Raw genomic sequence first — 15,010 nt, 5'->3', positions numbered from 1 at the left:
TTCAAAGCGATATTTCAGATTGGTTATGATTTTGAAGATGCTGAAAGGCATACAGAAAATCCCGATGGACTTCCTTTTCGGGTAGTTTGAGTTCTTTTGCAATCACCGCAAAAGAGGATTTCTGTTCAAACCGTCTTTTGACAATCTCGAGCTGCTGATTGGTGAGTTGTTTTAACTGCTCTTTTTTAAGTGCAGTTTTTTCCTCTGGCTGCTCAAACGATGTGACTTTAAGGATTTTCCGAAGTTCATCAATTGCTTTGCCCACCTCCATACTAATGCCTGTCACGCTGCTTCCCATTGCTTCTGCGATAGGCTTGTACTGGAATCCGTATTCGAGGCAAAGTTCTATCAGGTGTTTTCTTTTAGGATTCAGAACGGGTAACACCTTTGTGATTTCATCGAATTTGTTTTGATCAGATTCCTGACTATGTAAATACTCTTTATCTTTCAAAGGATCGTAGCCTGCAAGATACTCCTGATAATTCTCAAAACTATCAAGAGAAGCCATCAGGCGGGTAAATTTATTTCTGGGCGCAGTCACATATGCGATACAATCCCTTTTCATCACAAAGCGTAAAAAGCCGGTAATATGATCAGGCGATTCAATGGTGCCGCGGTGTAGCCACAATTTTAGGAAGGTATCCTGAACAATAGTGTCCACTACAAAATCATCTTTCAACACCTGTAATCCAATCCAGAAAAGAAGTCTCTTGTGGCGCAAATGAATGTGTTCGAGAGCGGTCGGATTACCTTTTTTCAGCAGTTCGTACAGCTGAAGATTGCTCAGCTTTCGGGGTGGAGAGTTTGTTCTTTTCATAAGCAGCATATTTTAGCAAAATTATTGCTGAAGGAACTGCTTAGATTTTTAAGAATTCTCTACACCATCAAAATATTCATTCACTGCATTTTGCCTAAAATAAAGGCGTGGAACTCAGCTCATTGACTAGAGGTACTGGTATACCCGTGTACGATAAGTGAGCCCACGCCGCGGTCGTGAGCTAATTTACTTATCTTCCCGCACACATAAAAATTACCAGTTTTCTAGTCGAGAATCTAAGCAATAGCTTCGATTAATATTTTGAACTATTGCAAAGTTACCTTTATTGTAACTTCTTTAGCAAATATAAAACATTTTTTTTTAATGTAGGTTAATTCGACTACAAATTTTTATTAAAATCTCATCATTTTGTTTATTCAAAGTTAATCGAAATGGATAGATCAGAATTTAGAATAGCATTTGGTAAGAGAGTTGAGGTGTTCAGGAAAAAGCTGAATTTAAGTTATAGGGAGTTGGCTCAAAAATGTGATGTAGATCATAGTAATATCAGTAAAATAGAAAAAGGAGAAGTAGACCTAAGAATGTCTACTATTCAAGAGTTAGCGAAGGGGCTAGATGTACATCCACAGGAACTTTTTGATTTTAAACTAAAGTAAAAAAAATTATTGAATAAATTTTTATAAAAATTAACAGTTTTAACTAAAGAAATTAAGATCTGCAGTAGCAGAATTTTGATTGTACTTTCTTATTTTTATTTATTTTATTTGTAATATGGGATGTCGTAATCTTTTGGTGGTGATTTTTTTTATCTTTGAGGTCTTAGATTAAGGATTTATAAATATGTCAGAAGAACAGAAACGTCAGTTGCAACAGCAACTTTGGAATATAGCGAATACTTTACGTGGTAAAATGGATGCGGATGAATTCCGTGATTATATTTTAGGATTTATTTTCTATAAGTATCTTTCAGAGAAAATACATTTTACGGCTAATAAAATTTTGTTAGATTCGGGAGAAGATGTTGATTACAATGATGTTGATGAAAATTGTGAAGCAGGAAAAGAAATTGTTGAAGCTATTTATGAAGAAGTCGTTGAAGATTTAGGATATTTCCTGAAACCATCAGAACTTTTCAGTAATATTGCTAAAAAAGGACATCAGAAACAGGAAGGTAAATCTAATTTTATCTTGGCTGAACTTTCTAAAATCCTTAATAATATTGAGCAATCAACACTTGGAACGAACAGTGAAGATGATTTTGAACATCTTTTTGAAGACCTTGATTTGACTTCCTCGAAATTAGGAAAAACAGAAGACGAAAAAAACACTTTAATCTCCAAAGTTCTTTATCATTTGGATGATATTGATTTCAATCTTTCAGATACTAATGCTGATGTTTTAGGTGATGCCTATGAATATCTGATTGCACAATTTGCAAGTGGAGCTGGTAAAAAAGCAGGAGAATTCTATACTCCACAACAGGTTTCTACTATTTTAGCAAGAATTGTTACGAGTCGAAAATCACAGTTAAAATCCGTATATGACCCGACGTGCGGAAGTGGTTCGTTGCTTTTAAGAGTTGCCCGTGAAGCGAAAGTTAGCGATTTCTATGGTCAGGAAATGAACCGTACCACGTACAACTTGGCAAGGATGAATATGATTCTTCACGGTGTCAATTACAGCAATTTCGACATCCGTCAGGAAGATACATTGGAGAAGCCTCAACATCTTGACAAGACTTTTGATGCCATTGTAGCTAATCCTCCTTTCTCTGCAAAATGGAGCGCCAATGAGCTTCACCTTTTGGATGAAAGGTTTTCACAATATGGAAAATTAGCACCTTCTTCAAAAGCAGATTTTGCTTTTATCCAACATATGATTCATCATTTGGATGAAAACGGAATTATGGCAGTAGTAATGCCTCACGGTGTTTTATTCCGTGGTGCTGCCGAATTGATTATTAGAAAATATCTGATTAAAGAGAAAAACTATTTAGATGCTGTGATTGGTTTACCTGCTAATATTTTCTTTGGAACAAGTATTCCGACCTGTATTTTAATCTTTAAAAAATGCCGTGAAGCAGAAGAAGATATTTTGTTTGTAGATGCAAGCAAAGAGTTTGAAAAGCAGAAAAACCAAAATGTCTTGCTTTACTCGCACATCAATAAAATAGTAGACACCTACCAAAATCGTACAGTAACTGAAAAATTCAGTCATAAAGCGACTTTACAGGAAGTTGCAGATAATGATTACAACTTAAATATTCCTCGCTATGTTGATACTTTTGAGGAAGAAGATGAAATTGATATTCAGGCGGTAATGGCAGAAATTAAGATGCTTGAAGCAAAACGTTCTCAACTGGATTCTGAAATTGAAGTTTATTTGAAAGAATTGGGATTAGTCAGCTAATTTTTGACTTAGCAAAATCCTCAAGGCTTAGAATTTTAACAAAAAAATGATCAAGATGACAGAAGAAAATAAAAGTGTAAAGAATTTTCCTAATTTACGATTTCCGGGGTTTGAAGGGGAATGGAGGAAAACAACTTTAGAAAGTTTGGGAAATATAATAACTGGTTCAACTCCTGCAACAGATGAAACTACTTTTTATAATGGAAATCGCCTATTTGTTTCTCCAACTGATTTACAATCAAATAGGTATGTTTTTAAAACGAAAACGACATTAACAGAAAAAGGATTCAATAAAGGCAGAAAAATTAGAAGAGGAAGTACCTATTTTGTATGTATTGGTTCTACAATTGGTAAAGTAGGTCAAGCAACTGAAGATTCAATTACCAATCAGCAAATTAATTCTGTTATTCCAGTTGGTAATGATGATGATTTTGTTTTTTCATTGTTAGAATATTCCTCACTTAAAATAAAATCTCTCTCAGCAGAACAAGCTGTACCAATAATAAATAAAACAACTTTTTCGAATGTCATAGTTGCTATACCAAATATAGAAGAGCAAGAAAAAATTTCTTCACTTTTCAAGCTTTTAGATGAAAGAATTCAAACCCAAAAGAAAATAATTGAACAATTAGAAACCTTAATTAAAGGAGTTGGCTGTAAATTGTTTAATAAAAGAATTAGATTTAAAAATACTGACTTATCAGAATTTCCTTGTTGGGAAAGAAAAAAAGGAAATGAAGTTTTTTCAAATATTTCAAATAAAAATCATAATTCAGAATTACCAATTTTAGCCGTAACTCAAGAATATGGAGCTATTCCTAGAGATTTGATTGATTTTCAAATTTCAGTGACTGATAAAAGCGTGGAAAGTTATAAAATTGTCGAGAAAGGCGACTTTATAATTAGTTTAAGATCATTTCAAGGAGGTATTGAATATTCTGAATATAAAGGTATATGTAGTCCGGCATATATAATTTTAAGGAATAACACTGAAATAAATAGTTATTTTTATAAATATTATTTTAAATCTGAATCTTATATAAAGCAACTTAATAAAAATTAGAAGGTATAAGAGATGGTAAAATGATTAGTTATGCATATTTTTCTGATATAAGTTTACCTTTACCTTCCCTAAATGAGCAAACTAAAATTGCTAATTTTCTTTCTTCTTATCAAGAGAAAATAGAAACGGAAAAACAAGTTCTAAAAAAGTTAGAACTTCAGAAAAAGTTTCTTTTAGCTAATTTGTTTGTTTAATGAAAAAAGCCTTTTCAATTTTCAAAACATTGAAAAGGTTATCTTAAAAATCTTGATCTATTAAACAAAAAGATTTTGTAATAAATATTTTTTCTGATTTACGTATTGAATAAGTAATTCGTTTTCTAGGGTTATTTTCTCATCAAATTTTGATAAAAGCTTAGCTATTTTAATTTGTTCTTTCAAATCTGGCAGATTAATTTTTATTCTTGAAAAATTTTCATAGAATAAATAATCTCTAACGCCTCCCTCTACATTTCTTAAAACTTCTTTTCTGAAAATATCAGTTCGTAGATATTGAAATAAAAACTCATCATCAACTGCATCTGTTGTTTTAAAACAGACATACAAAGAACTAATTATAATATTTTCCAAATTTCTACTATAACCGATTGAACCAACATTGATTCTTGCAGGATTATAAGCAAAGGTTTCTTTCTCTATTATTTTGTATAACGAAATATCATAGCCTCTCTCGTCACTATCAATACCTTCAAACTGTTCAGCCTGACTTAAAAATCCTTTTTTATTGTTGATTGAATAAACTGGTAGTTTGAGGTTTTCCTTATTTTTTTTACTCACAATATAGGTTAGGTCTCCTAATTTTTGGAAATTTTCTTTTTTTGTTTCTGATGAGTTAAATCCTTCTTTAAAAAGCTTAAAAGATATTTCTTTTTTTGTTATATGTAAATCCTCAATTATTTTCTTTTGGGTTTGAATTCTATCTCCTATCTTAGTTAGAAATGAAGCAATTTTCAGCTGTTCATTAAACATCGGAAATGAGATTTTCATTTCTGAAATCATATTCATTCTAACAGAGTCAACGGAATTTTTTGCACTTAATCGGATTACTCTATCATAAAATTTTTCAGAGAAAATATTATATATGTATTTTCCATCATAGCCTATCTTAAAATTTCTAATTGAATAAACTCTTTGGTGGAAATCAAATTTTCCATTTATATAATGAAAATTCTTTCCTACTCCAACACCATCACCAGAAGTTAAAATTGCTTCACCATCATATGAATACGTATTTATTTTCTCAATAGTATTGGATCTAACAAAAAATGGATACATTCCATTATCAACTTTATTTTGAGTGTCCTTACTACCAGTTTTTACTTCTGCAATTTCACCCAATTTTTTCACTTCCCACGTACCTTCAAACCCCGGAAATCGTAAATTAGGAAACTGTGTTACACTCTAAGGATTTATAATCCTCAATCTTTATTTCATACCTTTTAAGATTTCAAATAATTAATTATAAAATCAAAAAAATTATGACAAGAAAGAAGACTTTAGCAGAAATCGCTGAACTATGGAAGAATGATAAAAAGCTGTATGTGAAAAAGTCAACTTTTTCGGCTTATGTGCTGTTGCTGGAAAATCATTTATTACCTGTATTCAAAGATTATTCTGAGATTGAGGATGATGAGGTACAAAAGTTTGTATTTAAAAAACTGGAGCAGGGATTGAGCCAGAAAAGCATCAAAGATATTCTCATTGTTTTGAAAATGGTGCTGAAGTTTGGTGCAAAAAATAAGTGGATTGAGTTTATCAATTTTAATGTGCAATATCCTACGGTTAGGGAAACCCATACGATTGAAGTCTTGAGCAGAACACATCAGAAAAAAGTGATGAGCTATATTCAGGAGCATTTTACTTTTAGAAATTTGGGTGTTTATATCTGTCTTTGTTCGGGAATGCGAATTGGTGAGATTTGTGCATTGACTTGGGAAGATATTGATACGGATAACGGTATTATTAATATCCGAAGAACCATTCAAAGAATCTATGTCATTGAAGATGGAGAAAGAAAAACAGAATTGTTGATTGATACACCCAAAACCAAAAACTCAATCCGTGAAATTCCGATGAGCAGGGATTTGTTGAGAATGCTGAAACCTTTTAAGAAAATTGTAAATCCTGCGTTCTATGTTTTAACCAATGATTCTAAGCCTACAGAACCAAGAACTTACCGGAGTTATTATAAAAACCTGATGAAATTTTTAGAAATTCCTGATATCAAGTTTCACGGTCTGAGACACAGTTTTGCAACCCGATGTATCGAAAGCAAATGCGACTATAAAACAGTGAGTGTTTTGCTCGGTCATTCCAATATTAGTACAACTTTGAACTTATACGTTCATCCCAATCTGGAACAAAAGAAAAAAGTAATTGACCAGATGTTTAAAGCGCTAAAATAGTTGTAGTTATCATTGATTATTTCTTACATTTGGGAAAACTGAAACAACTTTGTCAGAACTCATACTTCTGACAAAGTTTTTAACCAAAACTCAAAACTGAATGTCAAGTCAGCCGGAATATATTTTAGAGCAGAAATTAATAGAACAAGTACAACAGTTAGGTCACAAAAAAGTTACGATATGTAACGAAGCAGACCTTATTAAAAATCTAAAGACTCAGCTCGAAATTCACAATAAAAAACATTCTCAGATACTGAGTTTGAAAAAATCCTCAATCATCTTTCCAAAGGAAATGTTTTTGAAAAAGCTAAAACATTACGTGACCGTTTTCATTTTTTTAAAGATGATGGTACTTCCGAATGGATTGAATTCATCAGCCAAGACCATTGGTGTCAGAATCAGTTTCAGGTAACAAATCAAATTGCTCAGGAAGGAAACTTTAAAAACAGATATGATGTAACGATCCTAATCAACGGATTGCCTTTGGTACAGATTGAGCTGAAACGTCGCGGTCTAGAAATGAAAGAGGCTTTCAATCAAATCAATCGCTATCATCATCAGTCTTTCAATTCTGGAAGTCGATTGTTTAATTACGTTCAGTTGTTTATCATCAGTAACGGAGTCAATACAAAATATTATTCCAACAACGCAAAGCAAACTTTTAAGCAAACTTTCTTCTGGTCTGATGAACACAACAATAACATAACTCAACTCGATCATTTTGCTCCTGCGTTTTTAGAGCCTTGCCATATTGCTAAAATGATTACCAAGTATATCGTTTTGAATGAATCGAATAAAATACTGATGGTTTTACGACCTTATCAATATTATGCGGTTGAAAAAATTGTTGAAAGAGTAAGAAATACCGATAAGAACGGTTTTATCTGGCATACAACAGGTTCGGGGAAAACTTTGACGTCTTTTAAAGCAAGTCAAATCCTTAAAGAAATTCCTAAAGTAGAAAAAGTTGTTTTTGTGGTTGACCGAAAAGACTTAGATTATCAAACGCAAAAAGAATTTGATGCTTTTGAAAAAGGAAGTGTGGATGCCACTGAAAATACTGCTCATTTGGTTAAGCAACTTTCAGACAATACAAAATTGATTGTAACCACTTTACAGAAGTTAAATACTGCCATTACAAAGGAAAAGCACGGCAATAAAATTGACAAGCTGAAAGATAAGAAAGTGGTTTTTATTTTTGATGAATGTCACAGAAGCCAGTTCGGAGATACACATCAGAATATTAAAAAATACTTTAAGAACGCCCAAATGATTGGCTTTACAGGAACTCCGATTTCTGAAGTTAATTCAATTGGGAAAATAGACGGAGCTCCTGCAACAACGAATAGACTTTTTGAAGATTGCCTGCATAAATATGTGATTACAGATGCCATTCGGGATGATAATGTTTTGAAGTTTTCTGTGGAATATGTCGGAAGATACAAAGAAAAAGAAGGCAGCAATACTTATATTGATACGGATGTTGAAGCAATCGATACACAAGAACTTCTGGAAAGCCCGAAACGTCTTGAAAAAATTGCGGATTATCTCATCGCGGAATACGGGAGAAAAACGCATAACAGTACTTTCAATGCAATGTTTTGTGTAAGCAGTATTGATGTTTTACAGAAATATTATGACCTTTTCCAAAAGAAAAAAGAGGAAGGCAAGCATCAATTAAAGATTGCTACTATTTTCAGCTATGGGACAAATGAAGAGTCTAAGGATGCCAATGGAATCTATGATGAACCTGAGTTTGGAATGGTTGCAGAACCGCAGGCACAATACGGAGATTCTCATAGCAGAAATGTGTTGGAAAGATATATTGGTCATTACAATGAAATGTTTGGAACCAACTTTACAACTAAAGACAGCCAAAGTTTTTATAATTATTATAATGATATTGCTAAAAGAGTCCGCAATAAAGAAGTTGATTTAATTATTGTTGTGAATATGTTTCTGACTGGATTTGACAGTCCACAATTGAACACTTTATTTGTTGATAAAAATCTTAAATATCACGGACTAATCCAAGCATTCTCCCGTACCAACAGATTGTTAGGCGAAAAAAAATCACAAGGAAATATTGTTTGTTTTAGAAATCTAAAGTCTGCAACTGATGATGCTGTAACTTTATTTTCCAATAAAGAAGCGATTCAGGAAATTATCATTCTACCGATTGAAGACTATATTGAACTTTTCAACGCTGCTTTAAATACATTAAAGATTGTTGCCCCTGAAATTGACAGTGTCAACAGTTATCAAACCGAACAGGAAAAATTTGAATTTATCACTGCTTTCCGTGAAGTGATGCGTGTTTTAAACGTTTTAAAATCATTTGCCGATTTTGAGTTTGATAAATTGGAGATGACCGAATATGAATTTGATGGGTATAAAAGCAAGTATTTAGATATTTGGAAAGAAACAAGACCGCAGGGAGGCGAAGGAAGAGTAAGTATTCTGGATGACGTCGACTTTGAGCTAGAATTGATTCATCGAGATGAAATCAATGTAAGTTATATTCTTTCATTACTAGCCAATTTGACTGATTCTAATCTGAAAGGCAATAAGCTAGAACAAAAGAAAAAAGAAATCAGAGATATTCTTTCCGGCGATGCAAAGCTTCGAAGCAAAAAAGAACTGATAGAGAAATTCATAGAAGAAAACCTTCCCCATATTTCTGGTGGGGACAACGTTAATGAAGAATTTGAAAAATACTGGAATAAAGAAAAAAACTCTGCTTTTGAAAAAATTGCTACAGAAGAATCTTTGAATAAAGACAGATTCCGAGATGCTATCGATGATTTTCTTTTTACTTCCAAAACTCCTAAAATAAGTGATACTTTAAAGCTACTTGAAATAAAACCAAAAATTACTGAGCGTAATAATATTGGTAAGAGAATTATTCAGAAGGTGCAAAATTTTGTGGATGTGTTTATTGATGGGGTGGTTTCGTAATCTTTAATATTATTTACGGTTTTCCGTAAGTTGCTCTCTATTGTATTTGATAGCTTTGTAAATATTCAATCTTTGCAGAATCAAACTTTATATAAACACTAAAATCTTTTCATTCAAATGGTTTGAATCTAATATGTAAAAGATTAATATCTAGGAAGCCAAAATATATTCAAATCCTACGTGTTTTGAAAATTAATAACCAATAATTAAATTAAAAAACAAACTAATAATAAATGATTCAACAAATTAAATTTTATGCTTACGAAATACCTCACGTCTTTGGTAATGAGGAGAGAGAAATTGAAATAAATTTAGGTGAAATAAATGGAGATTTTTGGGGTGAAAATATTTCTATGGTTTCGGCTATTGTTGGCAAAAATGGAACAGGAAAATCTAGTATTTTACGATATATAAAGAATCGTAGAATAAGCACATTTCCATATAACTATGAAGATAATATAATTTATTTCAGTCCGCACTTAGATTATATTGACAATTATAATTTTGATGTTGATCCTAATGATATTTCTTTAGACACAATTCTTAGAAGGGATCTAGAAAATATAATAGATGATGAAAAAGAACCTAATGAAAACGGATGGAGTTTAAATCCAAAGCAAGATTTAGAGCATTTAAGTACTGCAAGACAGATGAGTTTTTTATCGTCAAGTTTGCGAGAAAAGCATTCAGTGTTTTCGAATATTTTTGAGGGATTAAAGTTCGAAGTAGGCACTGTAATTTTGCGAGGTTCTAATAAGATGGAGATTTCTAGAGATTCGTTTCATAATACGCCCTACCAATTTAGACAAATAATATTAGATATTCTTAGTAAATGTGATGAAGAAATAGACAAATGGGTGGGAATCCGTCGAATGGAAGGAGAGAATGTACTGAATCAACATGAAATAAATGCATATATTTTCAAGCGGAACCTCATTTCTTCTTTTTTAACAATTACAGTTAACTTAATGGAAAGAAATAATACTTTCTTGAGCGAGGGCGTAATAAATGAGTTGGAAATAGTTGACTACACTGCGGTAGAATTATTTAATCATTTCGTTACAAATGCAAAAGTTCATTTTAATGCTCAACCTCCAGAAAAAGCTAAGCATGTTTTTAATACACAAGTTTTAGAACTTTTTAAATTTATCTACGAGATAGTAGATGAAATTCAAGATTATAATTCGGTCAATAATAAAGCTTTTAATACAGAATATATTAATCTGGAAAAAATACAAGCTTTACAAAAAGAAATTGTAAATCATCTAACTAGTAATTATTATAATCAAAAGGTTAGAGTAAGCGATTTTTTAGGAATTAAATCTACCGATCGAAAACTTAGTTCAGGAGAAAATGCATTATTAAATTTCTATTCAGTAATATATGAGCGTGTTCAAAATATTGAGAAAGAACAAATTCAAGAGGAATACGTTTTACTTTTAGATGAAGCTGATTTAGGATATCATCCGGAATGGAAGAAAAAATTTGTCAATTCTATAGTTAAAAGTCTTCCATTGTTTTTCAATTTTTCTACTACTCAATCTAATATTCAAATTATTTTTACCACTCATGATCCCTTAACTTTGTCTGATATTCCTAAGCAAAATGTTGTTTTTTTAGATGAGAATGGAGCAGGTGAGACAATCATCAGTAACGATAACAAGGAGACTTTTGGGGCAAACATTCATGATTTATTAGCAGATAGTTTTTTTTTATCAGACGGCTTAATGGGAGATTTTGCAAAAGAGAAGATTGATCTAGCTATATTATGGTTGAGATATAAATTATTACAGAAGGAAGTTGATTTGTTTGATCAGGTTGAAGATCTTATTTTAGAACAAAAAAAACAGGAGTTAAACAAGATTATTGAAGAAAATAGATGGATTCTTGAATCACCAAAAGAAGATCACAAACAAATTATTGATCTGGTAGATGAACCTTTACTCAAATATAAAATGAATGAAATGTATTATCAAATTTTCTCTGACGAAATAGATAAAGAACAAGCAAGAAGACAGATAATGGAAATTGCGAGAAGCTCAGGTTTAAATATTAATATTAGAGAATAATGAATTATCTAGGGGAACAAGTTAATGCTTTAGAGACCTATAGTAATGAAGCAGTATGTTGGCTGGCTATCAAACTAAAAGGAAGGTACAATTTAATTAGAAATCCAGAAGGTCATACTTGTGGTGAGACTTCTTGTAAATATTGCTCTTCTTCTAAAAAACGGAGTGGTTTAGAAACAGAGTTTTGCGATTTATTTTCTATTGACGAAATAAAAGAAATTATTACTGGAAAACCAGCGAGATTAATTGAAATTATGGATTTAAAATCTCGCACTTATGCTGCAATTCCTGGAAGGTCACTTACGGAATTTAAAGAACAAGCAGAAAAATTATTTGTTGATTCAGGATACACAAATTGGTTTTTAAATGAGAGAAAAAATTATTTACTTGCTAACCTATTAAATCAACATACTTGTAATTATTGCAATAGAGAGTATATTTTTGTCTATGAAAAAAAAGGAAAAGGTATGGTTCCTCAATTTGACCATTGGTTTCCTAAACAAGATTTTCCTATGTTAGCTCTTTCATTTTACAATTTAGTACCATCTTGCGCAACTTGTAATACAATAAAAAGTACTGATAACTTGAACTTATCAAATCATTTACATCCATATATTGATCACAATATAGCTTCTAGTTATTCATTTAGTTATTTACCTCTAGATATTACTAAAAATCAAATTATATTTAAAAACAACTCATTTTTAAATAGCAAAGGTATTGATACTGTCAAAGCACTAAATTTAGAATTAATTTATCGTGGGCATTCAGATAAGGAACTGCAGGATTTAATTGATTTACGATATAAATATTCTACTAATTATCTAAATATTCTTTTGGAAAAAATGTTTCCGGATATAGATATTTCAAAGGAAGAAAGATATCGCTTGATTTTTGGAATTGAGTTAGAAAAAGAGAATTACCATAAAAGAATCTTTAGTAAATTCAAAAATGACATTATAAATGAGCTAATCTCAATCAAATAAAGAATATATAAAATAAAATGGATTTAAAAGAAATTCTAAAAGAAATTCCTTTTAGAGAAGAATGGCAAAATCGATATCACTATTTTATCCCTTTATTTATTAATAATGCAACAAGATTTGATAAATGGCAGGATTGGGATCAACAAGTATTTAATGAGTTTTTTGAAAAAAATGCAGGACAATGTGTTTCTTCACTTCAACAAGGATGTTTCACGAATGAAGATAAAAACAAATTAAAACAAAACTGGAGTCAAATATCTCCTTTATTGAGAGATCTTGCATTAACACAAAATGAACCTAATTGGGATTTATATATATTAATAAATAAAATAATACGGCAATTTACATCGCAGAGTATGCAAGCTGCAACTAATAGATTAATTGCTTCTCTTCAACCTCAGTTTTTATGTACTATTATTGCCGAAGACCACCTGAAGGTGCTGTATAAAAAACTCCAATTAGGTATTACAGATGGTAGTGTACCTAAATATGAAAACGGAAATTGGTTCAAAAGCTCATATAACATATTAACATATTTCAAAAAACAACTCAATGACGAGGATAGTTATAATATTATGACTTATCCTTGGCAACTAAAAGAAGAATGGATGCCAACAGGATATAATAAATTTTATGATATTTTGAATGAAGTGAAACAAATTGTTGATTCGAAATATCCGCAATTTAAAATCGAAGACATTTCTCCAAACGTTTCAAATTTTTTATGGATTGCTGATTCAAAAGATATAATCGGTAATATAACTGCTCATTTTGAAATAAACAAAAATAGAAACAATCTTTCGGTAGATATTCATTTTGAAGGAACAGAAGAAGAAAAAAACATATTTCATCAAGTAATAAAAAAATTGCCAGATAAAGTCACGTGGAAAAAATGGCAAAATTCGCAAAGTCTTACATATGATGAGATTTACAATATAAATGATGAAAATATTTCAGAAAAGTTAGTAAGTTCGTTAGTCAAAATCAACGAACTAATCGGAGATAAAGTAAGATATATATTAGAAAATATAAATACACTAATTTCACAATATCAAGTAAAAATAAAAGAAATGAATAGCACAATTCAACTTTTAGAATACAAAAAACAAATTATCCTACAAGGTCCTCCTGGAACAGGTAAAACGAGAAGAGCAGAATTAATTGCCAGAGAAATACTAGACGTTTCTGATATCGCACAACTTCAAGATCACGAGCAATATAAAATTGTACAGTTTCATCCAAGTTACACTTATGAAGATTTTGTAAGAGGTATCGTGGCTGAAGCAAACGGTGATAGAATCGAGTATAAAAATGTAAATAAAACGATAAGTAAATTTGCAAAAGTTGCACTAGATAATTTTTTAGATTCTAAAAAAGACATTGTCGAGCTTTCCTTGGAAAAATGGATAGAAGATGAATTTAATCTATTTATAGATAAAATTTCAGAAACATTAGAGCAAGATAAAATATCATTATCAGATAATGTAGATTTAGTGGATTTGATGGATGATGCTTTTCTATACATAGGCGAAAACTGGAAAGGGTATGAACATAGAATGAGTTTTAAAGATATTAAAAGGGCATATTTAGACAATAATATTACGAGACAGGATATTGTGAAAAACCTCAACTTATCTGGTTCAGCAAGACAGCACGCGACTTATTATATAGTTGTTTTGAACAAGTTTAGAGATTTTTTGGAAGGTAAGGCTATTCCTACAAATCAAACAGAAATTAAGGAGAAAAAATATATTCTTGTCATTGATGAAATAAACCGAGCCAACCTATCTACGGTTTTAGGCGAGTTAATTTACGCTTTAGAATATAGAGGGAAAGGTTTAGATAGTATCTATGAAGTAGAAGGTGAACAAAAAATCCTTTTGCCTGAAAATCTATACATTATTGGTACGATGAATACTGCCGACAGAAGTATTGGGCATATTGATTATGCGATTAGAAGAAGGTTTGCATTTGTAGATGTGTTGCCAGTGAACTTGGAATCAGAATTAAAAGATGATTTTAAAACAGATATTTTTTCTAAAGCTACTTCCTTATTTATTGAAAATTATGATTCATCTATTGATTATTCGGATGAGAATGTGGTGATGAAAAAATCAGAATATATGACAGCAGATTTTGATCCAAAGGATGTTTGGCTCGGACATTCTTATTTTATTCAACACTATGAAAAAAATGAAAAAGGTGAAGATGTTAAAGAAAAACCTGTTGAGTTTAGCTTTAGAATTAAATATGAAATAAAACCAATCCTAGAAGAATATATAAAAGATGGTATTTTAAAAGAATCGGCAAGAAGTGTAATTAATTCTCTTTAATCAAAGATTA

The 15,010-nt window shown here is 31.1% G+C and carries 11 protein-coding genes; 9 read left to right on the top strand and 2 right to left on the bottom strand.

Annotated elements, in window-relative coordinates:
- Position 1 precedes the first annotated feature (1 nt).
- Positions 2-817 carry an RNA polymerase sigma factor gene (locus CEY12_RS09255; RefSeq protein WP_089029832.1) on the bottom strand — a complete coding sequence of 272 codons (816 nt, stop codon included), beginning with the start codon at positions 815-817 and terminating at the stop codon, positions 2-4.
- Between the two features lie 392 nt (positions 818-1,209).
- On the opposite strand from CEY12_RS09255, the gene CEY12_RS09250 reads away from it, so the two are divergent.
- From CEY12_RS09250 to CEY12_RS22845, 4 genes are all read left to right on the top strand, one after another.
- A complete protein-coding gene (locus tag CEY12_RS09250) occupies positions 1,210-1,434 on the top strand; it encodes a helix-turn-helix domain-containing protein (protein WP_089027422.1) in 225 nt (74 codons plus the stop codon).
- Between the two features lie 184 nt (positions 1,435-1,618).
- Positions 1,619-3,187 carry a type I restriction-modification system subunit M gene (locus CEY12_RS09245; protein WP_089027421.1) on the top strand — a complete coding sequence of 523 codons (1,569 nt, stop codon included), beginning with the start codon at positions 1,619-1,621 and terminating at the stop codon, positions 3,185-3,187.
- Between the two features lie 55 nt (positions 3,188-3,242).
- Positions 3,243-4,250, top strand: a complete 1,008-nt coding sequence (locus CEY12_RS22600) for a restriction endonuclease subunit S (RefSeq protein ID WP_228409830.1) — start codon at positions 3,243-3,245, stop codon at positions 4,248-4,250.
- 20 nt (positions 4,251-4,270) lie between these two features.
- Positions 4,271-4,444 carry a restriction endonuclease subunit S gene (locus CEY12_RS22845; RefSeq protein WP_410493920.1) on the top strand — a complete coding sequence of 58 codons (174 nt, stop codon included), beginning with the start codon at positions 4,271-4,273 and terminating at the stop codon, positions 4,442-4,444.
- 60 nt (positions 4,445-4,504) lie between these two features.
- Here the strand turns inward: CEY12_RS22845 and CEY12_RS09230 are convergent, their stop codons facing one another.
- Positions 4,505-5,596, bottom strand: coding sequence for a restriction endonuclease subunit S (locus CEY12_RS09230; protein WP_089027420.1), 1,092 nt, complete (start codon positions 5,594-5,596; stop codon positions 4,505-4,507).
- A 131-nt stretch (positions 5,597-5,727) separates the two neighbouring features.
- Between CEY12_RS09230 and CEY12_RS09225 the strand changes: the two genes are divergently transcribed.
- The 5 genes from CEY12_RS09225 (at position 5,728) to CEY12_RS09205 (ending at position 15,000) form a co-directional block, all read left to right on the top strand.
- Entirely contained in the window at positions 5,728-6,654 is a 927-nt protein-coding gene (locus CEY12_RS09225) for a tyrosine-type recombinase/integrase (protein ID WP_089027419.1), read from the top strand.
- A 267-nt stretch (positions 6,655-6,921) separates the two neighbouring features.
- Positions 6,922-9,612, top strand: coding sequence for a type I restriction endonuclease subunit R (locus CEY12_RS09220; protein ID WP_317043962.1), 2,691 nt, complete (start codon positions 6,922-6,924; stop codon positions 9,610-9,612).
- A gap of 233 nt (positions 9,613-9,845) precedes the next feature.
- Positions 9,846-11,681 (top strand): AAA family ATPase, encoded by a 1,836-nt coding sequence (locus tag CEY12_RS09215; RefSeq protein WP_089027418.1) that lies wholly within the window; start codon positions 9,846-9,848, stop codon positions 11,679-11,681.
- Positions 11,681-12,667 carry an HNH endonuclease gene (locus CEY12_RS09210; protein ID WP_089027417.1) on the top strand — a complete coding sequence of 329 codons (987 nt, stop codon included), beginning with the start codon at positions 11,681-11,683 and terminating at the stop codon, positions 12,665-12,667. Before CEY12_RS09215 ends, CEY12_RS09210 begins: the two co-directional genes overlap by 1 nt.
- A 17-nt stretch (positions 12,668-12,684) precedes the next feature.
- Positions 12,685-15,000: an AAA family ATPase gene (locus CEY12_RS09205; protein ID WP_157676792.1), complete on the top strand. Its 2,316-nt coding sequence runs from the start codon at positions 12,685-12,687 to the stop codon at positions 14,998-15,000.
- The last annotated feature ends 10 nt before the right edge of the window (positions 15,001-15,010 follow it).

Source organism: Chryseobacterium sp. T16E-39 (genome assembly GCF_002216065.1).
In the GTDB taxonomy this organism is placed as follows: domain Bacteria; phylum Bacteroidota; class Bacteroidia; order Flavobacteriales; family Weeksellaceae; genus Chryseobacterium.
The sequence above is the reverse complement of the archived record's forward strand: the minus strand, read 5'-3'. Positions and strand labels throughout refer to the sequence as shown.

Coding starts and splice junctions, on each gene's coding strand:
- CEY12_RS09225 (WP_089027419.1), top strand. CDS start 5,728: ATGACAAGAAAGAAGACTTTAGCAGAAATCGCTGAACTATGGAAGAAT.
- CEY12_RS09210 (WP_089027417.1), top strand. CDS start 11,681: ATGAATTATCTAGGGGAACAAGTTAATGCTTTAGAGACCTATAGTAAT.
- CEY12_RS22600 (WP_228409830.1), top strand. CDS start 3,243: ATGACAGAAGAAAATAAAAGTGTAAAGAATTTTCCTAATTTACGATTT.
- CEY12_RS09255 (WP_089029832.1), bottom strand. CDS start 817: ATGAAAAGAACAAACTCTCCACCCCGAAAGCTGAGCAATCTTCAGCTG.
- CEY12_RS09215 (WP_089027418.1), top strand. CDS start 9,846: ATGATTCAACAAATTAAATTTTATGCTTACGAAATACCTCACGTCTTT.
- CEY12_RS09250 (WP_089027422.1), top strand. CDS start 1,210: ATGGATAGATCAGAATTTAGAATAGCATTTGGTAAGAGAGTTGAGGTG.
- CEY12_RS22845 (WP_410493920.1), top strand. CDS start 4,271: ATGATTAGTTATGCATATTTTTCTGATATAAGTTTACCTTTACCTTCC.
- CEY12_RS09205 (WP_157676792.1), top strand. CDS start 12,685: ATGGATTTAAAAGAAATTCTAAAAGAAATTCCTTTTAGAGAAGAATGG.
- CEY12_RS09245 (WP_089027421.1), top strand. CDS start 1,619: ATGTCAGAAGAACAGAAACGTCAGTTGCAACAGCAACTTTGGAATATA.